The 21,712-nt window shown below is 42.8% G+C and carries 18 protein-coding genes; 3 read left to right on the top strand and 15 right to left on the bottom strand.

Features of this window, described 5'->3' with window-relative positions:
* The first annotated feature begins 4 nt into the window (after positions 1-4).
* Positions 5-1,075 carry a 2Fe-2S iron-sulfur cluster-binding protein gene (locus R8P61_17210; GenBank protein MDW3648810.1) on the top strand — a complete coding sequence of 357 codons (1,071 nt, stop codon included), beginning with the start codon at positions 5-7 and terminating at the stop codon, positions 1,073-1,075.
* Here the strand turns inward: R8P61_17210 and R8P61_17205 are convergent, their stop codons facing one another.
* From R8P61_17205 to R8P61_17190, 4 genes are read right to left on the bottom strand one after another with little or no spacing between them, the layout of a single operon-like run.
* The gene (locus tag R8P61_17205; GenBank protein MDW3648809.1) at positions 1,076-3,436 is read right to left on the bottom strand and encodes an ATP-binding protein; all 2,361 of its coding nucleotides are present in this window, start codon (positions 3,434-3,436) and stop codon (positions 1,076-1,078) included.
* 53 nt (positions 3,437-3,489) lie between these two features.
* A complete protein-coding gene (locus tag R8P61_17200) occupies positions 3,490-4,272 on the bottom strand; it encodes a DNA alkylation repair protein (protein ID MDW3648808.1) in 783 nt (260 codons plus the stop codon).
* Between the two features lie 6 nt (positions 4,273-4,278).
* A complete protein-coding gene (locus R8P61_17195) occupies positions 4,279-5,316 on the bottom strand; it encodes a hypothetical protein (protein MDW3648807.1) in 1,038 nt (345 codons plus the stop codon).
* Between the two features lie 56 nt (positions 5,317-5,372).
* The gene (locus R8P61_17190; protein ID MDW3648806.1) at positions 5,373-6,305 is read right to left on the bottom strand and encodes a hypothetical protein; all 933 of its coding nucleotides are present in this window, start codon (positions 6,303-6,305) and stop codon (positions 5,373-5,375) included.
* A gap of 163 nt (positions 6,306-6,468) precedes the next feature.
* Between R8P61_17190 and R8P61_17185 the strand changes: the two genes are divergently transcribed.
* Positions 6,469-6,870: a hypothetical protein gene (locus tag R8P61_17185; protein MDW3648805.1), complete on the top strand. Its 402-nt coding sequence runs from the start codon at positions 6,469-6,471 to the stop codon at positions 6,868-6,870.
* Here the strand turns inward: R8P61_17185 and R8P61_17180 are convergent, their stop codons facing one another.
* The 3 genes from R8P61_17180 to R8P61_17170 all read right to left on the bottom strand — a co-directional run bounded on the left by R8P61_17180 (position 6,871) and on the right by R8P61_17170 (position 8,847).
* Positions 6,871-7,812: a cyclase family protein gene (locus R8P61_17180; GenBank protein ID MDW3648804.1), complete on the bottom strand. Its 942-nt coding sequence runs from the start codon at positions 7,810-7,812 to the stop codon at positions 6,871-6,873.
* A 63-nt stretch (positions 7,813-7,875) separates the two neighbouring features.
* Positions 7,876-8,151 carry a TIGR03643 family protein gene (locus R8P61_17175; protein ID MDW3648803.1) on the bottom strand — a complete coding sequence of 92 codons (276 nt, stop codon included), beginning with the start codon at positions 8,149-8,151 and terminating at the stop codon, positions 7,876-7,878.
* Positions 8,152-8,154: 3 nt separating this feature from the next.
* The gene (locus R8P61_17170) at positions 8,155-8,847 is read right to left on the bottom strand and encodes an SDR family oxidoreductase (protein MDW3648802.1); all 693 of its coding nucleotides are present in this window, start codon (positions 8,845-8,847) and stop codon (positions 8,155-8,157) included.
* A 166-nt stretch (positions 8,848-9,013) separates the two neighbouring features.
* Between R8P61_17170 and R8P61_17165 the strand changes: the two genes are divergently transcribed.
* Positions 9,014-9,535, top strand: coding sequence for a hypothetical protein (locus R8P61_17165; protein ID MDW3648801.1), 522 nt, complete (start codon positions 9,014-9,016; stop codon positions 9,533-9,535).
* Between the two features lie 72 nt (positions 9,536-9,607).
* Here R8P61_17165 and R8P61_17160 read toward each other — a convergent pair whose 3' ends face one another.
* The 8 genes from R8P61_17160 to R8P61_17125 form a co-directional block, all read right to left on the bottom strand.
* The gene (locus tag R8P61_17160; GenBank protein MDW3648800.1) at positions 9,608-11,341 is read right to left on the bottom strand and encodes a hypothetical protein; all 1,734 of its coding nucleotides are present in this window, start codon (positions 11,339-11,341) and stop codon (positions 9,608-9,610) included.
* A 19-nt stretch (positions 11,342-11,360) separates the two neighbouring features.
* Positions 11,361-12,458 carry a DUF4249 family protein gene (locus R8P61_17155; protein ID MDW3648799.1) on the bottom strand — a complete coding sequence of 366 codons (1,098 nt, stop codon included), beginning with the start codon at positions 12,456-12,458 and terminating at the stop codon, positions 11,361-11,363.
* 50 nt (positions 12,459-12,508) lie between these two features.
* Positions 12,509-13,597, bottom strand: coding sequence for a DUF4249 family protein (locus R8P61_17150; protein MDW3648798.1), 1,089 nt, complete (start codon positions 13,595-13,597; stop codon positions 12,509-12,511).
* Between the two features lie 25 nt (positions 13,598-13,622).
* The gene (locus R8P61_17145) at positions 13,623-14,675 is read right to left on the bottom strand and encodes a DUF4249 family protein (GenBank protein ID MDW3648797.1); all 1,053 of its coding nucleotides are present in this window, start codon (positions 14,673-14,675) and stop codon (positions 13,623-13,625) included.
* 28 nt (positions 14,676-14,703) lie between these two features.
* On the bottom strand, positions 14,704-15,783 hold the full coding sequence (locus R8P61_17140; protein ID MDW3648796.1) for a DUF4249 family protein: 1,080 nt from the start codon (positions 15,781-15,783) through the stop codon (positions 14,704-14,706).
* Between the two features lie 23 nt (positions 15,784-15,806).
* Complete coding sequence (locus R8P61_17135; GenBank protein MDW3648795.1) at positions 15,807-16,895, bottom strand: DUF4249 family protein; 1,089 nt, start codon at positions 16,893-16,895, stop codon at positions 15,807-15,809.
* A gap of 17 nt (positions 16,896-16,912) precedes the next feature.
* On the bottom strand, positions 16,913-19,666 hold the full coding sequence (locus R8P61_17130) for a carboxypeptidase-like regulatory domain-containing protein (protein MDW3648794.1): 2,754 nt from the start codon (positions 19,664-19,666) through the stop codon (positions 16,913-16,915).
* A gap of 330 nt (positions 19,667-19,996) precedes the next feature.
* Complete coding sequence (locus R8P61_17125) at positions 19,997-21,706, bottom strand: hypothetical protein (GenBank protein ID MDW3648793.1); 1,710 nt, start codon at positions 21,704-21,706, stop codon at positions 19,997-19,999.
* Between the last annotated feature and the right edge of the window lie 6 nt (positions 21,707-21,712).

Genomic DNA, 21,712 nt, shown 5'->3' with positions numbered 1-21,712 from the left:
AGGCATGTCTGAACAATTTCATAAACTCACGGTATCAAAGCTGGAAAAGCCCATTAAGGATGCGGTGAGAATAAGCTTTACCCTTCCAAAGCATTTAATCAAAGAATTCTCCTATCATCCGGGTCAGCATCTACTTATAGAGTTTGAGATTGAAGGGGAATCCTATCGCAGGACCTATTCGCTAAATAGTTGCCCCTTCCTGGAAGAAGACTTGCAAATAAGCATTAAGCGGGTGAAAGCGGGAAAGGTCTCCAACTTTGCTAATGATCAGCTTAAGGAGGGAGATACATTGAAGGTTATGAAGCCCAAAGGTCGCTTCTTTGCCCAAATAACTGCTGAAGCCTATAAAAGCTATTATCTTTTCGCTGCCGGAAGTGGGATCACGCCCATTTTTTCGATCCTGAAATCTATACTTGTAGCTTCTCCTTATAGTCAGGTGTATTTATTCTATGGGAATAAAAATCAGGACAGCATCCTGTTCAATGAAGAATTGAAAAGTTTGCAAGCGGAATACAAGCAAAGATTAGAAATCGTTCATATCCTCAGTAATCCCGGTCTCTGGTCAAGTTGGGAAAGTTGGAAGGGGAAAAAGGGACGAATTAATTCCAGGGAAATAGAAGATTTTATTAACCATCATCCCCCCATCGCTCAGCAAACCGAATATTTTATCTGTGGTCCATCTTCTATGAATCTGGATGTGAGAAAAAGTCTGATGGAATTGGGCATTCCTGCAGACTTGATCCATATTGAGCATTTTTCCGCCAATCAGGATGAGGGTATCCGAAAAATTGATTCAGTAGACCATGCTAACATAGAGCTAAGTTATCAGAAGAATTCCTTCCATTTCGAAATGAAGAAAGGGCAAACGATTCTACAGGGACTCAAGGAAAATGGAATTGAGGTACCTTATTCCTGTGAGAGTGGAGTTTGTGGTAGCTGTGTAGCGAAGCTTCGGGAAGGAAGCGCTGAAATGAAAACTTGTATGGCCCTGGATGACAAAGATATTGAAGAGGGCTATATCCTCAACTGCCAGGCATTGGCTACCTCAGAAAGACTCAAAATAGAAATTCCCTAATCAGGCGATTGGAAATTCAATCTTTACGGAAGTACCCTTTTGAAGCTGACTTTCGATCTGCATCTTTCCTCCCCATTGCTCGATGATCTGATGGATTAGATTGAGGCCGAGACCGGTTCCTTTCTCCCCGGAAGTACCCTTTTCACTTTTCAGGCTTCCTTTTTGTCTAAACTCTTCCAATTGTTCGGGACTCATTCCTTTTCCCGTATCGCTTACCTCCAAATACAAATACTTGTCTCTTTTCTCAGCACTCATTTTGATTTTGCCCTGCTCCGTGAACTTTATGGCATTTCCCAGAAGGTTATTGAGCACGACAGCTAATCCATTCCTATCTACTTTGGCTTCCAGGTCATCGGCTATTGAAATTTCCAATTCATTTTCTTTTGCCCGACTACTCTCTTCATAGGAATCCATTACTTCCTTAGCCAATGATCTCAGGTAAACCCTCTCCCATTGAGGCCGGTAATTACCCAATTGCTGTATGGACCATTGTAATAGATTATCCAAAAGATTTTTAAGCTGTATGCCCTGCTTTTCTAGTTGCTCGGTCAATGCCAGCAATTTATCTGTATTGTCGTTTTTGATATGGTAGGTGAAAATCTTTCCCAGGCTTTGAAATCCACTAACCGGGCCTCGAAGGTCATGCGCAATAATTCCAAATAAACGATCCTTGGTCTGATTTAAAACTTCCAGTTCATTCGCCTGAGCTTCTATTTTGATTTTATTGCTCCTCAGCCTGAACATGAAGTATACAATACCTAAAGCGATCATAGCCAGAAATAGTGCCAGCAGCATGGCAAAGTTGCGCTGTATGCTCGTCTGGTCCAGTTCCAGGCTTTGGATCTGATTAGCCTGGGCAAGGTTCTCAATTTCCGCCTCTCTTTTCTCTGCTTCGAAGCGTGTCTGCATTTCCGCAACCTCTTCATTGAAGTTTTTTCGGCTAAAAGAATCCTGAAGCTGGGAGTAGTTAAGTAGGTTTCGGTAAGCCGCAGCTGAATTTCCTGCAGCAGAATCACATTTTGCCAAACCCTCATAAGCAACTGCCTGAGAAGAGATATCATCGAGTTTACGGGATATCTCCAGAAGCTGGTCAAAATTGCCCCTTGCCGAACGGAAGTTCCCTTGTCTCAAATCAATTTCCCCCAAACGCTGAAAACTTCGAACCCGAGCTGCTTCAATATTCATGCGCGCATACATCTTATCGGCCTCCTGAAAATAATTCTTGGCATTATCCAGGTTATTGAGTTCCATTTCCACTTCGCCCAAATAAGCATAAGCTGTCGCAACACTAGGTGGATACTTATCTTCTAATCCCTGATCTCGGGCACGTTCCAAATAGAGGATAGCCGTATCTGTTTTCCCCATTTCCTTATAAATCGAAGCGAAGTCCAGCCAAATCATAGAACGGTATCCACTGGGATGTTCTTTATCTAATTCCAGCATTTCTTTCGCATGATCCAACGCTTTCTCATACTCCCCAGCCCCACGATAATGTGCAAGAAAGAGGCGAAGGCTTTGGCGGATGGGAGAGATATTACTGGTTTCTCGACCCAGCTTCAAGGCATTCTCTGAATAATAAATAACCGAGTCTTTGAAATCCTTGACCTGATAACAATTGGCTATGTTGACATAATTATCGGCTAGAACGGCGCGCCGATTTCTGGCTTCATTGATCTTTACAGCTTGCCTGAAAAAATAAAGGGCAGAATCTACCTTGAAATTCCTGTAGTAGAGGGCAATTCCATTATAACAGGAAGCCATAAGGCTGCTATCATTCAGCTCCATCGCCTGTTCCAGAACTTTGCTGCGATAGCTATGGGCCAGGCGAGGGTTTTCGTATTGTAGCAGGTAAGCATAATATTCGTAATTCCGCGCATGGAAGCGTTTCAGCTCTTCCGTACTATCCTCAATCATCTCAATGGCCTTGAGGATAAAGTCTTTGGCTTGCTGACGAGATACGGCCGGGATACTGAGGGCCATGGTGCGGTAGGTCTCAGCGATGAGCAGAGAGTCTCCAATTTGATAAGCGATTTGCTGAGCTTTTTGGGCCGCCTCCAGCATTTCCTGATTTTTGGTCAGTTTATATTTGACTTGCGAAAGGACATCATAGGTTTCATATCTTTTGCGATCAGGATCAGATTCTTGCAATTCTGCCTCAGCCAGCTCTATGTATTTCTCCGAGGAATCAATCTTTACCTTGTCAAAATTTCGGGCCAGAGAGATATAGAGTTCCAATTTTTCTTCATGAGAATTGGTAGCCGCTAATTCCGTTTTCAGACTATCGAGAGTCTGATTTTGCGATAATAGAAATAAGGGGAATATCAGCAGAAAGCTAAGTAGGGCAGTAGTTCGATAGATCATAAAACAGGGCTTGGAAATTCCAATAGGCGATATCACAAAGCTAGGAAAATTTGTTAGCTCCCCAAAGTCGTCAACACCTCCAATGCCCAGGGATCCTTTGATTTTTTCAGGTTCCTGAGCGCATGCTTGATGATCCATTTTCTTTCTTTTGACTCAGCAGGCATCCATCCTGATATCAGCTCTTTGCCGAGGCTATAATTGTCTTTGAGAATATCATTGAGACAATTGGCTACGGATTTCTGAACGTATTTTTTAGGATCGTCTTTGAGTTTATTGAGAATGGGGAAAAGAGGTTCTGGATCGTCGATAAATTGCTGGAGTTTGGATGCCCAGGGCAATTTAGGTCTACCTCCTTCACTGGCCAGTCTTCGCAAATGAAAGTTGTCTGCTTCTGCCCATTTCTCCATGATGGCCAGGGTCTTTGCCGGATACTTTTCCAGATAAGGCCGGATGCAATACTCCCCTGTATTCCGCCGGGTAATTTCAGATATGGCCTGCATGGAAATATCAAAATGATTCAGGCCGTATTTCTCCACATATTTGGCTATGGGCATGATCCAGTAGAAGCGCTTGAACATATCTACTTCCTTTTCATTCTCCGGACCCAGAATTTGAATAAGCAGTCGGATATTTGCTTCATAGCCTTTGCCCAATTGCCTTTCGAATTCGTCTGCGAATACTTCTATGCGGTCTTTAAGTTCAAGTTCTGGAATATGCTGAGAGATGCTTTGGATGAATGAGGCTTTATTGAAAGCTGGATTAATCTCCAGAATCTTATCCGAGAGCATTGCTGCCAATTCTTCATCAAACCAGAGTTTGAGTTGTTTATAGGCCATAAAAATCTAGTAGTTTACATTGTCCTGACGCTTGTCAATCAATTGAAACAAACTTCCTTTAGCAGAAGCAGGATCCCCTTCCAAATGGTATTCCTTTCCACTTACCCAAACCTTGATCCCTATTTTTTCAAACTTATTATCGGGCCCTGAATGGTAAATTTCGTACTTGGCCGAAGCATTTGAAAAGCTAAGGGAAGCTTCATCTTTGAAGTCGCTAAAGCTAAAGTGTTTTTCTCCGTTCCATTTATCTTTTTCATTCGGAAAGTTGAATTCCAATTCTTTATTGGGCTTTTCCAATGCATAAGCAAGGATCGCATCATTATAGCTATAGACAAGCACTTCCTTTCCATTCTTCTTCAGTTTAAAGCTCAACATGATGCTCAGCTCTTCAGAATCTTTGATGAGTCGACTACTTGTGGTCTCTTTCCACTCACCATTTACCCAGGTCTTTTCTTTCTCAATGCTTAAAGGATAAGCCGTACCATCTTCTATGCTTTGCTGCCGGAGTACTGCCTGATCGTTTAGCCAGACATACTCAGATACTTCATGATAGCAGCATCCGCTTTTTGCATAGGTGATCAGGCGGGAACGTTCCCTGTCGACTTGAAACATCCCACAATGATAATGGGCAAGTTCTGTCAGGCTTTCATTATAGTGCAGTCGATCCCCTTTATTCAGGTAGATGTCATAAGAACTTTGATGATAGCAGGATTCCTGCCCATCCTGTAGGGCCAGGTCTTTTATTCCATCAAAATTGAAATCTTCGTAAATAATGATCGATTGTTTGGCGTAAGGAATGCTTACCCTTGATCCTGGATACTCTTCCAGACTCAGAACTACTTCTTCAGCCTCAATTTTGATGAGTTCTCTATTCGTCTCAGTTTCTATTAGATGAACCTGGGCTTTCTTAAAGATTTCGTCTTCAAAACCCGCCGCGATCCGAACAATCGCATAATAGGAGTCTGAAAAGTCATCAATCCTGACTTCAATTTGAGCGGGAAGAAAAAGGGGAAATAGAAGGAAAGCGAGAATGAGCCTTTTCATCGTCTGTGTATTGCTGTGTTCCCGCTAATTTACACTTTCCTTTCGTAATTGTTTACCTACTTAATTCTCAGGTAGAAGACGTCCGAATAGGTTCTTAAGTTTAGCTTGGAATACTGCTCATCAGCAAAGATAAAATTGCCTCTATAGGTGTGAATATAATGTTGTGTGGTCAGAGGAACTCCTGCCTGTGGCCGTTTTAAGGCACCTCTGGAAGTTATGTAATCATAGCCGTAATTTCTTTTGGGGGCAGGTCCAAAATAGTCAATTCTCCATCGACCGAAGGCTTTGTCCATCCGGCTGTAATGGGTCTTGCCTGCAGCATCTTCACTGATGATTGCCAGGGTGAAAGGGGCTTTGTGTTTAAATAAATAGGGAGCTGCATGCCAGTAAACTTCTTTGATTTTGTGTGCTCGAATATATGAGAATTCACCTATTGCTACGTCCTCGAGGGTATCTAATTGAGCTTCTAAATGTGTGAGCATAGGTTCCAAATCATAGACGTAGCAAGTGTCTTTGGACGTCTTGGAAGTCATCATTCCATAAGGACGCTCTTTATAATAAACGATGCTCTTGATGCTGGTTTCTTTACGATTATGCTTGCGTAGAAATTCATGGAGCTCAAGTTGAATCTCATAAAGCCTTTCCATGCTTTCTTTCTTTTTCGTAGTCAGAACGATTAAAGGAATGTAATAGAGGTTGTTGCCTAAATACATTGCCTCAATGCTGAAGTTGAACTGTTCAACAAACTGGGCTCGCAGTATTTCATCCACTTCTGTAGTGTAGGTATTGAGTTCACTTTCCTTGGGGTAAAGCTTGAGTTTTTTTACCTGCTTTTTCGTGAGTTTCTGTTCTCTGCTTTTTTTTTCTTCAAGCTCAGATTCAAATTCTATGCTTTCTGCTTCGTCCGCAAATTCTTCTTCAGAAACTATTTGAGCAAGAGAAATAGAATAGCTAAGAATAAGCAGGCAGCTAAGTAAATAGGTCTTCATGTTTTGATTTTTTTGTGTGTGGGCGAATGCAGGATCATTTCCCCGGCTGAATCTCTGACTGAGAGATAAATATCTGCTAGCCACAAAATTTAACCGATAAATTCCCCAAACGCCTTTTTTAGATAAGACGTAAAATAAGGGAACACCTAAACACTTCACTTACATGAGAAAATTATTATTTCTTCTTTCGCTTTCCTTCCTATGGATATTTCCCCTTTCAGCTCAGGACAAAATCACGAGTATTGATTTTGTACAGGTGCAAAATGACAATAAAGCTGAGGCACTATACTATTACCAAAACAATTGGAGAGTATTAAGGGAAACAGCTATTAAGAAAGGCTACATACATTCCTTTCAGTTTTTGGAAGTTGATCCTACGGAAGATGCCCCTTTCCACATCATCCTCATCACGAATTATGGCAATGAAGAGCAATTCGCAAAAAGGGAGGACAACTTCTCCGAACTGATAGAAGCTCGAGGGGACCTAAGACTTTTGAATGATAAAAAGCCGGGAGAGTTTCGGAAAATTCTGTTTAGTAAAGAGAAGTCAATCAATCTGAAGTAATCAGGGAGTTTCGACTAATACTCCGCGATCATCTCTTTGTAAATCTTTTGCATATGTCGGAAGTGGAGCCCCAACATCTTCCAGGACAGAACTGCCATGCTCCCAATCTGGGGGACAGACCGCTATATACCTGGCAAAACCTCCCGTTCCGCCTTCGGGTTTTGCAAAACCGATAATTAATAAAGCGCCAGATTCGGGTACTTTATCCAGGGCCCGTACCCCTTCTGCCTGGCAAAAATTGTTGTGTAGGAGCCAATATTCTCCTTCCAGATTTGCAGTTGTATCGGTATCCAGGGCTTCGTGTCCGTGGAAAAGGATGTTCCGTTCCTGATGCAAAAATTTCAAAGCATCTAAGCTTACTCCGGGAAAGGGCTTTTGATTATAGCGATCGGGCTGCTCCCATTTTTTATACCAGTCACTGCGTACCATAACGACACTTCCAACGGGGATTTTCCCATACTTTTTTTCCCAGCTCTCTATATCAGCTACTCCCGCATGATAGCCGGGATTGTTGGCTACTTTTTCATGAATATCTAAAACCACCAGAGGCCGAACGGCATAGGTCGGGGGGAGGTCTGAGATAGTAGCTCCTTTGGGATTCCAATGCGCGGGAGGATCTAGCTGGGTTCCATATTGATCAGTTGGGAGAACATAGGAGGTCGCAATGAAACCATGTTTGTCCAAGGTGAAGATATCTCCCTTGCTCACGTATCCTTCGATATCCTTTCCTGCTGCTGTAGGCTTGAATTCCGCATTCCCAAAACCTGGCCAAACGGGTATGTCTGGAGCAAAGGAGTTGGTGAGGTCTACGTATTTGGCTTGTTGAAGGTATTGGTCATAGACTTCCCATAGGCTGAGCTTCTTTTCTTCTTTGACTTCCTGGCAGGAATTGAAAGATATGCTTAAGGCAATGAGAAGGATAAAGGACAGACGAAAATTCATGTGCGATTCTTTTAGGATTCCTTTCAAAATACAGAAATATCCTAAAAAGCTTTCGCTCGGATCTTAGCGTTTTGAAATCTTATTCCTGCTAATACTCCTTTGTCTGGAACAGCGAAATCGATCAATTTCCGGATTTCGTTTCTTCAGGTGTTTTTGACTTATGCCTTGTGAAACTCGCTTTCTCCAAAGATTGAAGCTGCTCCTCTTCAATTCTCTTCGCATCAATCGGATGACCTCTTTCTCCGTCAACCCAAATTGGAACTTTATGGCTTCAAAAGGCGTTCGATCTTCCCATGCCATTTCTATGATCCTGTCTCGATCTCTTTCATTCAACTCCATATACTAGTTTTTTATGCTTGACATACCTCCATCAACGGAAAGAATCTGTCCGGATACCCAGGAAGATTTGTCTGAAAGAAGGAAGGCTCCCATATGAGCAATATCCTGGGCCTCGCCGATCTTCTTCAAGGGATGGCGTTCTGCATTGGCCTGGATTTTTTCATCTGAGGAAAGGAGTTTGGCAGCTAAGGGGGTATTGGTTAAAGAAGGGGCTATAGCATTGACACGTATCTTGGGTGCCAACTCAGCCGCCAGGGAGCGGGTAAGACCCTCTATGGCGCCTTTGGAAGCTGCAACCTGACTATGGAAAGGAAAACCGCTTTGTACTGCTACAGTAGAGAATAGAAGCACAGAGGCTTGCTCACTTTTCTTTAGAAGAGGAAGAACCGTCTGCAATACTTTGATTGCTCCCACTACCTGCAATTCGTAATCAGAGACAAATGCTTCTGCTTTTATTCGGGCAAAAGGCCTCAGGTTGATACTTCCGGGACAATAAGCAATCCCATCCAGCACCTCCGGCAATTCATCCAATGGCAATTCATCTTCCTGTGCATTAAAGGAAATGAAGTGAACCCTGCTATTATCAGGACTTGTTTGATGATAAGTCCCAAAGACCTGAGCGCCCTCCGCAATTAAAGTTTCCGCCAGGGCTTTCCCAATACCAGAAGAGGCTCCAATGATGAGGTAGTTTTTCATACAAGAGCAACCTATAGGGTGGAGGAAATGTTTGGAAGATGTGTTATTGTGTTAAGGTGTTGTAGTTTGAAATAATTTCAAGGTAAACTACCGCACTAAAACACGATAACACCTTAACACTATTCATAAAAAAGCAACCTCAGCACGATTCTTGAGTCTAAAGGGTATGCGTATCTTAATTATTCTTAGCGTTGTATCCCTCTTGTTTCTCGAAAGCCTTTCCGGGCAGACCTACATGACTGCTCTCGGAGTAAGAACCGGTAATTCTTTTGGTTTGTCAATCAACCAAAGAGTCCTGAAAAGAACAACTGTAGAAGGGATACTTCAAAACCATTTTCAAACACAGACCACTTATTTTCACCTCCTGGCCAAACAACACAAACCCATTGTTTCCCGCAGGCTGAATGTCTATGCAGGAGCAGGCGTACATATGGGGGTGCAAAATGAGGGAAGTGGAGTAGCAGGACTGGATGGCGTACTGGGATTAGAGTTCACCGGCTTACGCCTCAATATATCAGCTGATTTCAAACCTCAATGGACCTATGGACAGGGATTGATCCTGAATCCGGGAGTTTCTGTCAGATATGTGCTTTTAAAAGACGATGTGTTCCGTCGTTGGGATAAGAAGCGTAAGCGTTCCAAAAGAAAGAAGAGTGGAACGAGTGTTTGGGACAAGATCAAAATTTAATATACAGTCAGAAAATCAATAGCATAAAAAAAGCCCCGACTTACTAAGTCGGGGCTTTTTTTATCTCTCTCCTTAACGGTTAAGGCTGATGTTCAAAATAGCTTCTCCTGAAACATAGGCTCCACTATCGAGAAAACCTTCTACCCGAATCAGGTATAGTCCTGTTTGATCACCTACTGAGAATTGTAATTCCGTTTCAGTGCCTCCCGCAAGAGATACCAAAGGATTCCAATAAATCATAGGACGGAAATCAGGAATCTTACTATTTAGATAGGTTCTACTGCTATAATCCATGCTGTTTACCAGGCGAGGACGATAAAATCCGGGGATCATCAGGTTATTACCTGTAGCAGTGATGTTATCCGGGGTTTTTCCATCGCGGGTGTTAAAGGCGATGACACCAAATTCACCAATTGGCCCAAACTGCAAAGGAAGATTATCAACAGAATTGAATACTTCTATGGTCTCGACATTGGCCCAGTCCAAACCTAAGACTGCATCTGAGTCATAGGTGAAGTAATCATTTACCAGTAATAAAGGACGCTTTTTAACTACCTTATTATTGGTGTTTACTTCTTTGTGAGGAATATAGAGTCTAAAACCAGGCTTCTTTACTTTGGTCCCCTTGATCTTAAAATCTTTGATATTTACAGGAGGTACGGCCTGCCTGATAAATTCCTCCATATTGGGAAGGCTGATGAAATCATCTACCAGATAAGTATTAGTTGGGCGAAATTGGCGCTCAGCCAGTTCAACTTGTTTGGCTCTGATGAGATCCAGATTTCCAAAGAGTTTGCCGATTTGAAAGCGTTTTTGGTACTCCTGAACATAGAATTTCACTGCATCCGTCATAGGAGGCGTTTTGCTATTGGCAGGAGGAGGAGTAATCGCAAGCTCCTTATTTACCGGTGCAACGAGCGGGATATAACTGGCCTGGAAGGGATTCGCATCAAAAATCTGTACTACGGTAGAGTCATAAAATGCATCCAGGGGAAAATCAACAATTCCATTTTCCGCAACCCGAATCAATTTTTGCTGAGTCTGCTTCACAAATCCCATCACGAAGTTGGAATTCACATATTCCTCTGTATCAGGATGCCTCAGCATGAAGGTTTTCTCCAGAGACTTCTCAGGATCTATCACCTGCTGTCCACTACTGAGAGCGGGGGCAGTTTGGGAATTAATCTCCCCGAGATATTGCTTCAAGGCAGATTTTTTCTCATCAGTCAGGTAACGAAGATCGGTAATGGAAATAGAGGCATTGCCCGAACCCTGCGCAAGCGCTGAGAGTTTAATGCTGATCTTCTCTCTGGGTTTTACGCTGCTTTTTGCCAAAGTTATCCGCAGGTTCTCCGAAATTGCCGGACTGTAGTCTGGTGTAGACAAATCCCCAATCTTGGCAGAACTGGATTCTGCATTATAGATGGCAATTTCTTTGGTAAATACCTGTTGAGGGCTAAAGTTTAGGTTCCAGCGGGTATATGCCCGGAAAGTATAATAACCTGTTTTAACATTTGCCGGAAGAATAAAATCTCCATAGGCACGATTCCCTTCTACTTTTAGCATGTGGCGGGAAATCTCTTTTGAATCAGGAGAATAAAGTTCAGCATAGACAATCTCGCTCTGACGGGCACCGGGATTGGCAAAGTATACTGAGAACCACATATCCTCTCCCGCAACATAGAATTCTTTGTCAAACTGGGCATAGAGGTACTCCGGTGTACTCAGGTAGTTCTGAGCCGGGAGTGAAATGCCAAGCAGAAGAACGATTGTTAGTAGGTAATACCTTAAGATGTTCGTATTCATTCGATTTTATTTCTTTTTCTTACTCATCCCAGAAAAAAGGCGGGAAGAGACTTGCATTGGGTAAAGCGAGATCGCAATCCCAGCATTTACAATATATAGGATCTATCACCCCGCCCGGAGCAGGAGGCCTTGTAGGGCAGGGGGTAGGTGTATCACATACATTACTGACCGGTACTTTAAGGATGCCTTTGCTTAAGCTGATCCTCATGGTATCTACCAGGGAAAAGTCGATCTGTCCCAGCACAATCTCTGGTTCTCCGACAGTCTTCTTGACATTGCCCTGGACCGGTGCAGGAACTTCGTCGAAAAGTGTACCTGCACTTTGCGTAAGCCTGATGGCCCGATCATAGTACTCATAAGTAGATTTGTCAATAGAATGCATATATACATTCACTACATGCCTGAACAGGAAACTTTCGTCAGCAATCCGGCTATTGACAAGTTTTTTTATATCCCCTTCTGCCAAGCCCTGAGAACTCAGGACAGTTGTGGGGTTTTCCGAGATGAAATGACTCAGGTAGCAGGTACTTGGAATATTGTTAGGATTTTGTGGCTGGGCAGATTCTACGAAAGAAAATGTACCATCTACCTGCCAACGATAATAACGATCTTCAGAAGGGCCAGGTGTTCTTACATGTGCAAAGACATCGACAAACTGCTCAAATCTGGGTAAACCACTGAAAGTTGTACCCGCCAATCTTCTTTCTACCCCGAAAGAAAGAGAATCCATCTCCCGTTTAGGCTGTACGAGTTGTGGCTGGGAACGAAAGACATCTCCATTTGAAGTAGTTATTTCTATTTCATAGCTTCTGCCTTCCTCCAGTTTCAAGGTAAAGGGAACATAGAGTTTACCAACCCCCTGTACTGCCAGGATATCCCATAACTGACCATCTCGATAAATATTCCCCCTCGCATTGATAGGCTGAAATTCCTTTTGGTCAAATCCTCTACCTCTGGAAACTGTGATTGTCCGCTCATCTGGACTATTGCTGACAACTCCATCGATCAAAACATATTCTACCTCCGAATCTAGCTCGAATTCGAGCGGTTCCACACAGGCTGCCAATAAAAGGCCCATGAGGAGATAATTGAGGATATGTAGTCGAAAGGATGTCATCAGACTTATTTTTTCATATGCAAAAAGCCAAAGTCAATTATCACTTACTGTTAATCTTCCCAATAAAAAGGAGGATTGAGTGCATCCTCTCCCAATACATTCTGGCAATCCAGACACTGACAAGGAGGGGGAAGACCTCCTCCGGGAGGGGTAATCTGCGGAGGACAAGGGCCGGGTGCTCCGGTTTGGTTACACTGCGTGGATACAAAGAAGTTTTGTGCCCTGAAGTCGTCTCCAGAAAGACGAGCCCTGAGTGTATCCGCCAAGAAGAACTCAACCCATCCCAGTACAACTTCTTCCGGATCATCTACATTGGAGATATTTCCCCTAAATGGTCCGGGTACTTCATCATATATGGTACCTGTTCCACTTGTCAGACGCTCAGATTTTGCATAAAATTCATATGTTCTGGCATCGAGCGAGTGGAGGTATACATTAAAGTAATGAGTTTCTGCAAAAGAATTATCAAAATCGCGTATGGCCACTGATTTTCTGGCCTGACCTACCTGAAGCAAATTGCTGGCATTAGTGAGGAGAGAGGCACTATAATCCGATACGGATTTGGTAAGATAACAGATGGTATCCGAAATGGGGGATTCGTGAAAATCCCAACTTTCATCTACAACCCATCTGTAATAGCGTTTGTCTGCATCTGCATCAGGCAAATCGACATGTGCAAAAAATTCGATGGTAGATCTAACAATCGGATCCCCTCTGAAAAAGGGTCTGTCTACATCTTCGACAACTTCCCAACTGATAGTTTCCGTTTCGTATTTAGGAGCTACTACCTGAGGGATTGAACGATAGACTTTGTTCCCATTTGTAATCAATTCAATGTAGTATTCGGACCCTGCTTCAATGACATATCCTGCTGGAAGTTCGAGCTCTCCATTCGGATTGTTTATCAGGTCTGCAGATAGCTGCCCATCTTTATAAATGGAACCGCTAGCATCCAGAATCTGTCCATTACCATCCAGGTCATCAACCAGACGGACACTTACCTGCCTTTGGCCGGCACTATTGTTGAATACTCCATTGATCACGAGCTGAGGTTGCAGCTCAAGGGGATTATCCAATTGAGTTACACATGCACTCAATCCTAAGAGGGATACTCCCAGTATCAGTAAAACTCTGTTCATATATCGATCTATCATATTTTCTTATTCAATCTTCCCAATAAAAAGGTTTTTCTATTGAAGTTATTCCATATGTACCTGGACAACTCAAGCACCGATTTGGAGGCGTAGCTCCAGGTGGTACATTGCATTGCTGGGGTACCGGGGCAGGAATTTGACTCCCCAAAACTTTCAATCTCAAGGTATCTGCGAGGAAGAACTCCACCCAGCCCCTGACTTTTTCATCTGGTCTGTCGACATTCAGGATATTACTCTCGATTTCTCCTGGTATCTCATCATAGATGGTCCCATCTATACCAATCAGACGTTGATTCTTTTCGTAATAATCAAAAGTTGCTGCATCTACACTATGTAAATAAACATTGATATAATGCTGATGTTCAAAACTAAAATCGAGATCATGGTCCAGTACAGGCACTCCGACCAAACCAACTTTAGCTCCTGGAACGGTATTGCTGATGACCTGATACGGATTGTTAGCAATATTTTCCTGAACATAGCAAATACTGCCAACTCCCAGACCAATAAATAACCAGGCCTCATCAACTACCCATCTGTAATATGCCTGTCTTTCATTTACATCAGGCAAGTCTACATAAGCCGAAAATTCGATTTTACGGAAGAGGATGGGTTCTCCAGGCCTCCTATCATCATTTCTTTCTTCCCTTACCTCAAAACTGATGGAATCTGTATGGAGAAGCGGTTGGACAAGCTGAGCTTTGGACCGATAAACCTGATTCTCTAAATTAATTTCTACGAAATACTCTCTGCCTTCTTCGAAAACATAGGTCTGTGGAGCTCGCAATATTCCCGTCTCAACTTCGACCAATTCGATAGGATCTGTTCCGTCCCGGTAGATACGACCACTTGCGCTAAGGGCTGCCCCACTACCTGTAATGCTATTTATTCTTTGTATGCTTATCTGCCGCAAAGAATCACTATTGCTAAACTGACCACTAACCACCAGTTGGCCAGAAACCGGGACCTGGTTTTCCAATTCTTCTATACAGGAAAACAGTCCCAATCCAAGCAGGATCAGGGCGGAAAATAAAATCTTTGATATGTGAGTTAGCCTATTCATATCAATTGTTATTCAAGGTATGTGCTCTTTAATCCACCCAGTAATCCGGGGGAGTCAATGCCTCTTCTCCACATATTGCCTCACAGGCCAGACATTTACAGGGAACCGTGGGGTCTGGGGGACAAGGTCCTCCTCCCGGGATATCCCAGCATTGTTCAGGTACATTAGAGGGTATATTCGATCTGTTTAGTCCATAGTAAAAGGTATCGGCCAGAAAAAACTCCACAAAACCCGCAGGATGTAGATCTGGATTGTCCTGGTTCCTGATATTGCCATCGATAGGACCAGGAATTTGGTCATAAATGGTTCCATCAATGCTCGTCAGGTCCTTTACCTTTGAATAATATTCATAAGTGCTCCTGTCAATGCTGTGTAAGTAGGCATTGATATAGTGCTTGTATGCAAAAGATTTGTCCAGTCCCTGTAAATGGATAGGAACTTTAACTTTCCCAAAGCTAATGTCCGGGTCTGTATTGGATACCAGACTAAAGGTATTTTCTTCAATCGCTTCCCGGATGTAGCAAGTATCTGTTTTATTTGATTCTACAAAGCTATAGACTTCATTTACTACCCATCTATAAAAAACCTCCCCATCTGTAAGTTCGGGAAGATCCAGATGTGCGGAGAATTCTATGCCCTTCAGGACAACAGGTTCTGCGAATCCTCTTTCCTGGGTATACTCATCTTCGGTCAGGATACGAAAGCTAATACTATCTGTATCTGCGGTAGTAGTAACTTTTTGCTCGAGACTTCGATATAAATTTCCCTCAAGTTGGATTTCTGTGTAATAGCTAAATCCGGCTTCTATCTCAAGATTTAATGGGAGTCTATAAGTTCCGGGGGCAACCTTATTTAAATCAGTCAGAAATTGTCCGTCCTTATACAAACTCACAACTGCATCCAGAGAATCTCCGGTACCCAGTCGGTTATTTACCCTGAGAACTTTGATGTCCCTGAATTTGGGGCTATTACTTAATTGTCCACTTATTACAAGGGTTTCTTGTAGAGCCTGGGTATTTGTCAACTCCTGGACACAGGCAGATAGAATGAGGAGGCACGCACAAATGCCTGCAAATATTCCTCTGTGTATCGACTGGAAGTTGAACATCTATAAAAGCGTTAAAAACTGAGTTAATCTATCCAATATTCAGGAGGACTTAATGCATCCTGACCCAAAACCGCTGCACATGCATTGCATTGACAAGGAGGAGGAAGACCTCCGCCAGGTGGTGGTATCTGAGGGGGACAAGGCCCACCTCCAGGTATATCATCACATTGTGTAGGAACTGTACTATTTATCCCATCTCTTCGCAATTGATAGCGAAGGGTATCTGCCAGAAAAAATTCTACCCAACCCAGAACGACTTCTTCCGGATCAGCCACATTTGCCAAATTTCCTCTGAAGGGCCCGGGTACTTCATCATAGATGGTACCTGTCCCACTGGTCAGACGTGCTGACTTCTCATAAAACTCAAAGGTCCGGGCATCGAGGGAATGTAGGTAAACATTGACGAAATGGGTGTGAGCGAAGGTATTATCGAGTCTTCTGTCCAGAATGGAAACACGCGCTTCGCCGGTCTGCAGCAGACCGCTGGCATTGGTTACCAAAGAAGAAGTATTATCAAAAATGGTATTCGCCAAATAGCAAGTATCATCCTGATTAGATTCTATATAATTCCAGGCTTCATCAACCACCCATCTGTAATATCTTTTCTCTACTTGTGGATCGGGAAGATCTACATGGGCAAAAAATTCGATGCGAGATCTGTTTACCGTGAGGCCCAGAAAGCGAGAACTTTCAATGTCTTCCTCAACTTCAAAAGAAATACTTTGGGTCTCATATTTAGGTTGTACAATCTGAGGTGCTGAGCGGTATACATTATTGCCATTGGTAACTACTTCTGCAAAATATTCTGAGCCTTCTTCCACGACAAAATTTGTGGGAAGTGCTAAATCACCCTCTGCATTTACCACCAAATCGGCAAATACTTGTCCATCTTTATAGATGGAACCTGTGGCTTCAAGCTGGGTACCTTTACCATCCAGGCCTTCTACAGAAAGTACGCGAATCACCCGAGCGCCCGGACTGTTACTGAACTGTCCACTGATAACCAGTTGTGGCTCGAGTTCCAGCGGATTTTCCAACTGAGAAACACAAGAAAGCTGGAAAGCCAATAGGAGACTCAGTAAAAGTTTGCCGATTATTCTTATCCTTTTCATAGGAAAAAGCGCTTAGATTAAAATCGGAAATTGTAACTAACAAAGGGAAGGATGGTTCCCAGAACTGATAGTGTAAATGCACGATACTCAAGTCCTTCTCTCCTGAAGAAAACAGAGAAAGGATTTTTTCTTCCATATGCATTATAAACACTGAATGTCAGGTCTGTCTTGAACTTCCTTTTGTTTACCAGCCCATCATCAAAGGTATATGAGAAGTCCAGACGATGATAGTCAGGAATTCTCAGGGTATTTCTTTCGGTGAAAGTCGGCACAAGCAATGAAGGATAGAGTGGGAATACTCCTTCAGGTGCACTTACGGGTCTTCCTGATCTGAAGAGGAAGTTGATACCGAAGGTACGAGTAGAACGCTGCTGCCACTTTGCACTGAAATTGATATTGATAGGACTATCAAAGTCAGCGGGGAAGAACTCTCCATTATTTACCGTTACCCCTTCAGGATTGCCGTCTGCCTTTCTAAAGGTTCTTGCATAGGTGAAAGAAAGTTCCAGGTCCAGGTTTCCAAAGCTTCTGTTTATGCTAAATTCACTACCGTAAGCATATCCTACTGCATTGAGTACTTCTGTTTCTATAGAAGAATTACCCAACAAGCTGGCGAAGTCCTTGGTTACTACCAGGCCTGACATATCTCTGTAGAAGAATTCAAGAGAGGTCTTCCAGGTCTTTACTCCGAAATCTTTAAAGAATCCCAGAGAGTAGTTGTCAGCTCTTTGGGCGGGGAAATAATTATTACTTACCTGCCAGATATCGATAGGCGTGGTAGAAGCAGTATTGGATATCAGGTGGAGATATTGATTTACGCGGTTGTAACTTGCTTTCATGGAGCTGGTTTCGTCGAAACGAATTCGTAGAGAAATACGAGGCTCTATGTTGGCAAAGGTTTCGATTTGCTCTCCACTGCCATAACTGATTGTATTGATGCGCGTATCATCCGTTCTGATTCTGTTTTCTTCGTAGATACTGACATCGTAAGGCCCTACATTCGCAAAACTGGAGAAGCGAAGACCTGCAGAGAAGCGGATAAAATCGTTGAGATCAAAATCGTCATTTACATAAAGTCCCAATTCCAGTCCCTGGTCTTTCGGAGCGGTACGAGGGATAACTACTGAATTGTCCCCAAAAGGACGAGTTTCATTGTCCAGGATGTCATAGTAGTTCCCTTCCACTCCAAAGTTGAAATTGTGCTTGCGATTGGGAACATACTGAACATTGGCGCGGAAACCATAATTATTCACTCCAGCATCATTGGTCGTTCCTTCTACACCAGTGGCATTAAAGAAATTACTGAAATATCTACCGGCCTTGGCTTCTATTTTGGAAGAAAGCTGGCTGTTGTAAATCTGGGTCCAGGTCAAACTTGATGCATAATTTTCCCAGCTAAAACCAAAGTCTTCAGAGAAACGGAAGAAGTCTTTACTCCCATATCCAAAGAGGGCAATTTTACCATTGTCTCCCAATTTCTGGGTGAGTTTTATGGTTGCGTCTCCATAGTAAGAACTACTTTGAGAAACTTCAGGAACATTATCTATATAACCGGTAAGAACATTTGGGTATGCACCACGAAGGGCGATCACAAATGAACTTTGTTCTTTTACTATTGGACCGTTGAGGGAGAATTTACTCGAGAAAAGGCCAACACTTCCTGTTCCTTTTACAGTACGGAAACTACCGTCTTTTACTTCTACATCCAGTACAGAGGAAACACGACCTCCAAACTGAGCAGGAATATGTCCTTTATATAAACTCACATTTTGTACTACATCCGGATTGAATACCGAGAAGAATCCAAAAAGGTGAGAAGAGTTGAAAATGATATTGCCCGCCTGCATGATCAGGTTTTGGTCTACATTTCCTCCCCGCACATTGAAACCGGAGGCTGACTCACCTACGGTACTAACTCCAGGGAGTAGGAGTACGGTATTTACAATGTCGACTTCACCTAAGAGAGCGGGACGTTTTTTGATATCAACAATAGAGATATTTACCCGCCCTGCTTCTGCAGAGGTTTTATTTTGTCCAGCTGATTCGGCCTGAAGCAATACTTCATTCAATTGATAAGCTGTGTAGTAAAGGGGAACGTCCCAATCAGCATCCGAATAAGCCTGTAGGAAAGTGGTTACTTTCTCATGCCCCGGAGCTTCGATACTTACTTCATGCTTTCCTGTAGGAATATCGATTTCAAAATTTCCTTCAGAATCAGCAAAAGCCTGTTTCTTTAAATCCGGAAAAATAATCTGCGCACCAGGAAGAACATCTTCACTCTCTACATCATAAATAGTTCCGGAGATTTTGGCACTGGTAGGTAAAGGACGAAGGGTAGAGTCTCCAACTATGCTCAGCTTGTTAATGATGCTTTTCTCCTGATTATTTACAGCATCTACATCTGTGAGATAATCAGCATAAGAGAAGGACTCAAGCGTCGCAATATCAGACATCCGACCCACTATAAGGGCATTGGGTCCGAATTGAACATATTCCAAACCTGCCTCATCCATAAGTTTCGCCAAAACAGAACCTAAAGGCTCGGCACTGAAATTGGAATTTATCCCTGTTCTGGGGATCCATTCTTCCTTATAGAAAAATTGAACCGGATAGCGTTGCTCGAGGTCATAAAAGACCTGCAATAAATTTTGTCCGGAAAAACTGGCAGTAATCTTGGTATTCAGCAAGGCCTCGTCCTGACCTTGGGCCGAAATAGGAGTGGCAAAGAGAACTGTAAGAAAAAAGAATAACAGTAGAAGTATTCGTTGCATTCGATAGGGTATTTGATAACCAGATGTAATTCCAATTGGCGAAAATACAAAAAACTCCCAATTAGAAAATATCTAATTTTTTACATAGGTATATCTGGCAAACTCGCTATTGGACAGCGTTTTAACCCTATTCATTCCCAGCCTTGACATCAGAGGTAAAAATGTGAGCGCGTATAGACTGACAAAAAGAGAGGAAAAGGTAGTGATAGCAGCTTCCATTAGGCAGAATCCAGGGGTTTCTCATTCATTTACAGGTAAGCGTTAGTTTACCCTAACTCTATAACGGATAAAATCCACAAGGGTGGGCAGCAATAAGAATTTTCTGTCTCCCTAAGGAAGGTAGCTAATCTTAAACACTGACTCGCTTGTCACAAACTCCCCACTTGCGGTAATTCCTTTCACCCGAATCAGATAAGAACCATGCTGATCTCCGGCAGGAAAACTCAGGCTGGAGCTTTCAGTGGGAGAAAGAGGGACTTGTGGATTCCAATAGATCAGAGGTCGGAAATCCGGAATTTTGCTTAGCCTGTGATCAATGCTTCCGTAATCAATGGTCTTTAATTGACGAGGACTATAGAAACCTGAAATCTTGATGTTGTTGCCGGTTTCTGCAATCTCAGGAGGCGTAGTTCCATCACGGGTAATCACAGCGATGGCTCCAAAATCTCCAATTGGCCCAAATTGAGTAGGTAGTTCAACGACCGTATTGTATATCTCTACCTGCTCAACATTGCTAAGAGGAATATTTAGAATGGCCTCTGTATCATAGGTGAAATAATCATTTACCAGCATTACAGCTGGCTTCTTGATGATCCGTTTATTATAGATAGGTTCTTTATGAGGAACATAAAGCTTCAAACGCGCTTTGATGATTTTGTCTCCTTTTACTTTCCCTGCTTTATAGGTGACGGGCGGAATGGCTTGCTTGAAAAATTCCGACATACTCTCAAGATCAATGAAATCATTGGTGCGATAAACATTGGTGGGCTTGAATTGAGAGGGGACCACTTGTTGAGCACGTGCCCGGATCAAATCCATGTTGCCAAAGAGCTTACTCACCTGGAAGCGATGCTGATATTTGAGGATATAATGTTTGACTGCCTCTGTCAAGGGAGGGGTATCTTGGTTTAGACTCGGAGGGGGAAGCTCAAAAGAATCCTTTACCGTCTCAATTAAGGGGATATAAGTATCCTGAAAGGGGCTGGCATCAAAAATTTGGATAACCGTGCTATCGTAAAAATTGTCCAGAGGAAAATCTACATATCCATTTTCGGCCGTACGTATCAATTTCTGGTGATTGAGTTTCACAAATCCCATGATGAAATTGGAATTGACCGGCTCTCGCGTATCTGGATGGCGTAGGCGAAATACCTTTTTCAATTTGAACTCTGCTTCCAGCTTTTCCTCCTCTGTTTTAAATCTGCCTTCGGAGGTGTTGCTGGCCAGGTCTTCATGGATCAAATCTTCTTCATAACTCAAATCTGTTACAGAAACAGAGACATGAATCAGTTTATCATGCTTCCCACTGATATTCAGTTTAACCTCTTCCCGGGGCTTATAGATATTTTTCTCAAGATTGATGCTCAGTTCATCTGAACTATTCAGGGCATAATTTCCTTCTTCCAGTTTCGGTAAACTACTTATTTCTCTGACCGCATTGTACACAGGAATTTGAGCCTCCAACATGATCGGGGGATCGTAGTTGAGGTTCCAGCGGGTATAAGCCCTCATGGTATAGTATCCTTCTGCCAGATTTGCCGGTAAAATGAAGTCTCCTGAAACTTGCTCGTTTTCTACTTTCAGGGTATGGCGGATCAATTGCTCACCTTCCGGAGAGAACAATTCCGCATAAACGACTTCACTTTTGCGATTTTCGGGCGAAAGAAAATGAAGGGAGAACCAAACATCTTCTCCGGCGATATAGAAACTCTTGTCAAAGTGAATCTTCATGTATTCTGCCTGAGGAAGTTGGGCAGAAAGGAAGATCCCTTTCAGCAGAAAGAGGAGAGTTAGAAGGAAAGTGGAATATATCTTTTGCATCAGAAG

It is taken from the genome of Bacteroidia bacterium (assembly GCA_033391075.1).
In the GTDB taxonomy this organism is placed as follows: Bacteria; Bacteroidota; Bacteroidia; order J057; family J057; genus JAWPMV01.
The sequence above is the reverse complement of the archived record's forward strand: the minus strand, read 5'-3'. Positions and strand labels throughout refer to the sequence as shown.

Bases quoted from the DNA above. Each gene is read 5' to 3' on its own strand.
- R8P61_17170 (MDW3648802.1), bottom strand. From the start codon at position 8,847: ATGAAAAACTACCTCATCATTGGAGCCTCTTCTGGTATTGGGAAAGCC.
- R8P61_17145 (MDW3648797.1), bottom strand. From the start codon at position 14,675: ATGAATAGGCTAACTCACATATCAAAGATTTTATTTTCCGCCCTGATC.
- R8P61_17160 (MDW3648800.1), bottom strand. From the start codon at position 11,341: ATGAATACGAACATCTTAAGGTATTACCTACTAACAATCGTTCTTCTG.
- R8P61_17135 (MDW3648795.1), bottom strand. From the start codon at position 16,895: ATGAAAAGGATAAGAATAATCGGCAAACTTTTACTGAGTCTCCTATTG.
- R8P61_17200 (MDW3648808.1), bottom strand. From the start codon at position 4,272: ATGGCCTATAAACAACTCAAACTCTGGTTTGATGAAGAATTGGCAGCA.
- R8P61_17205 (MDW3648809.1), bottom strand. From the start codon at position 3,436: ATGATCTATCGAACTACTGCCCTACTTAGCTTTCTGCTGATATTCCCC.
- R8P61_17195 (MDW3648807.1), bottom strand. From the start codon at position 5,316: ATGAAAAGGCTCATTCTCGCTTTCCTTCTATTTCCCCTTTTTCTTCCC.
- R8P61_17185 (MDW3648805.1), top strand. From the start codon at position 6,469: ATGAGAAAATTATTATTTCTTCTTTCGCTTTCCTTCCTATGGATATTT.
- R8P61_17190 (MDW3648806.1), bottom strand. From the start codon at position 6,305: ATGAAGACCTATTTACTTAGCTGCCTGCTTATTCTTAGCTATTCTATT.
- R8P61_17210 (MDW3648810.1), top strand. From the start codon at position 5: ATGTCTGAACAATTTCATAAACTCACGGTATCAAAGCTGGAAAAGCCC.
- R8P61_17140 (MDW3648796.1), bottom strand. From the start codon at position 15,783: ATGTTCAACTTCCAGTCGATACACAGAGGAATATTTGCAGGCATTTGT.
- R8P61_17165 (MDW3648801.1), top strand. From the start codon at position 9,014: ATGCGTATCTTAATTATTCTTAGCGTTGTATCCCTCTTGTTTCTCGAA.
- R8P61_17130 (MDW3648794.1), bottom strand. From the start codon at position 19,666: ATGCAACGAATACTTCTACTGTTATTCTTTTTTCTTACAGTTCTCTTT.
- R8P61_17175 (MDW3648803.1), bottom strand. From the start codon at position 8,151: ATGGAGTTGAATGAAAGAGATCGAGACAGGATCATAGAAATGGCATGG.
- R8P61_17150 (MDW3648798.1), bottom strand. From the start codon at position 13,597: ATGAACAGAGTTTTACTGATACTGGGAGTATCCCTCTTAGGATTGAGT.
- R8P61_17155 (MDW3648799.1), bottom strand. From the start codon at position 12,458: ATGACATCCTTTCGACTACATATCCTCAATTATCTCCTCATGGGCCTT.
- R8P61_17180 (MDW3648804.1), bottom strand. From the start codon at position 7,812: ATGAATTTTCGTCTGTCCTTTATCCTTCTCATTGCCTTAAGCATATCT.
- R8P61_17125 (MDW3648793.1), bottom strand. From the start codon at position 21,706: ATGCAAAAGATATATTCCACTTTCCTTCTAACTCTCCTCTTTCTGCTG.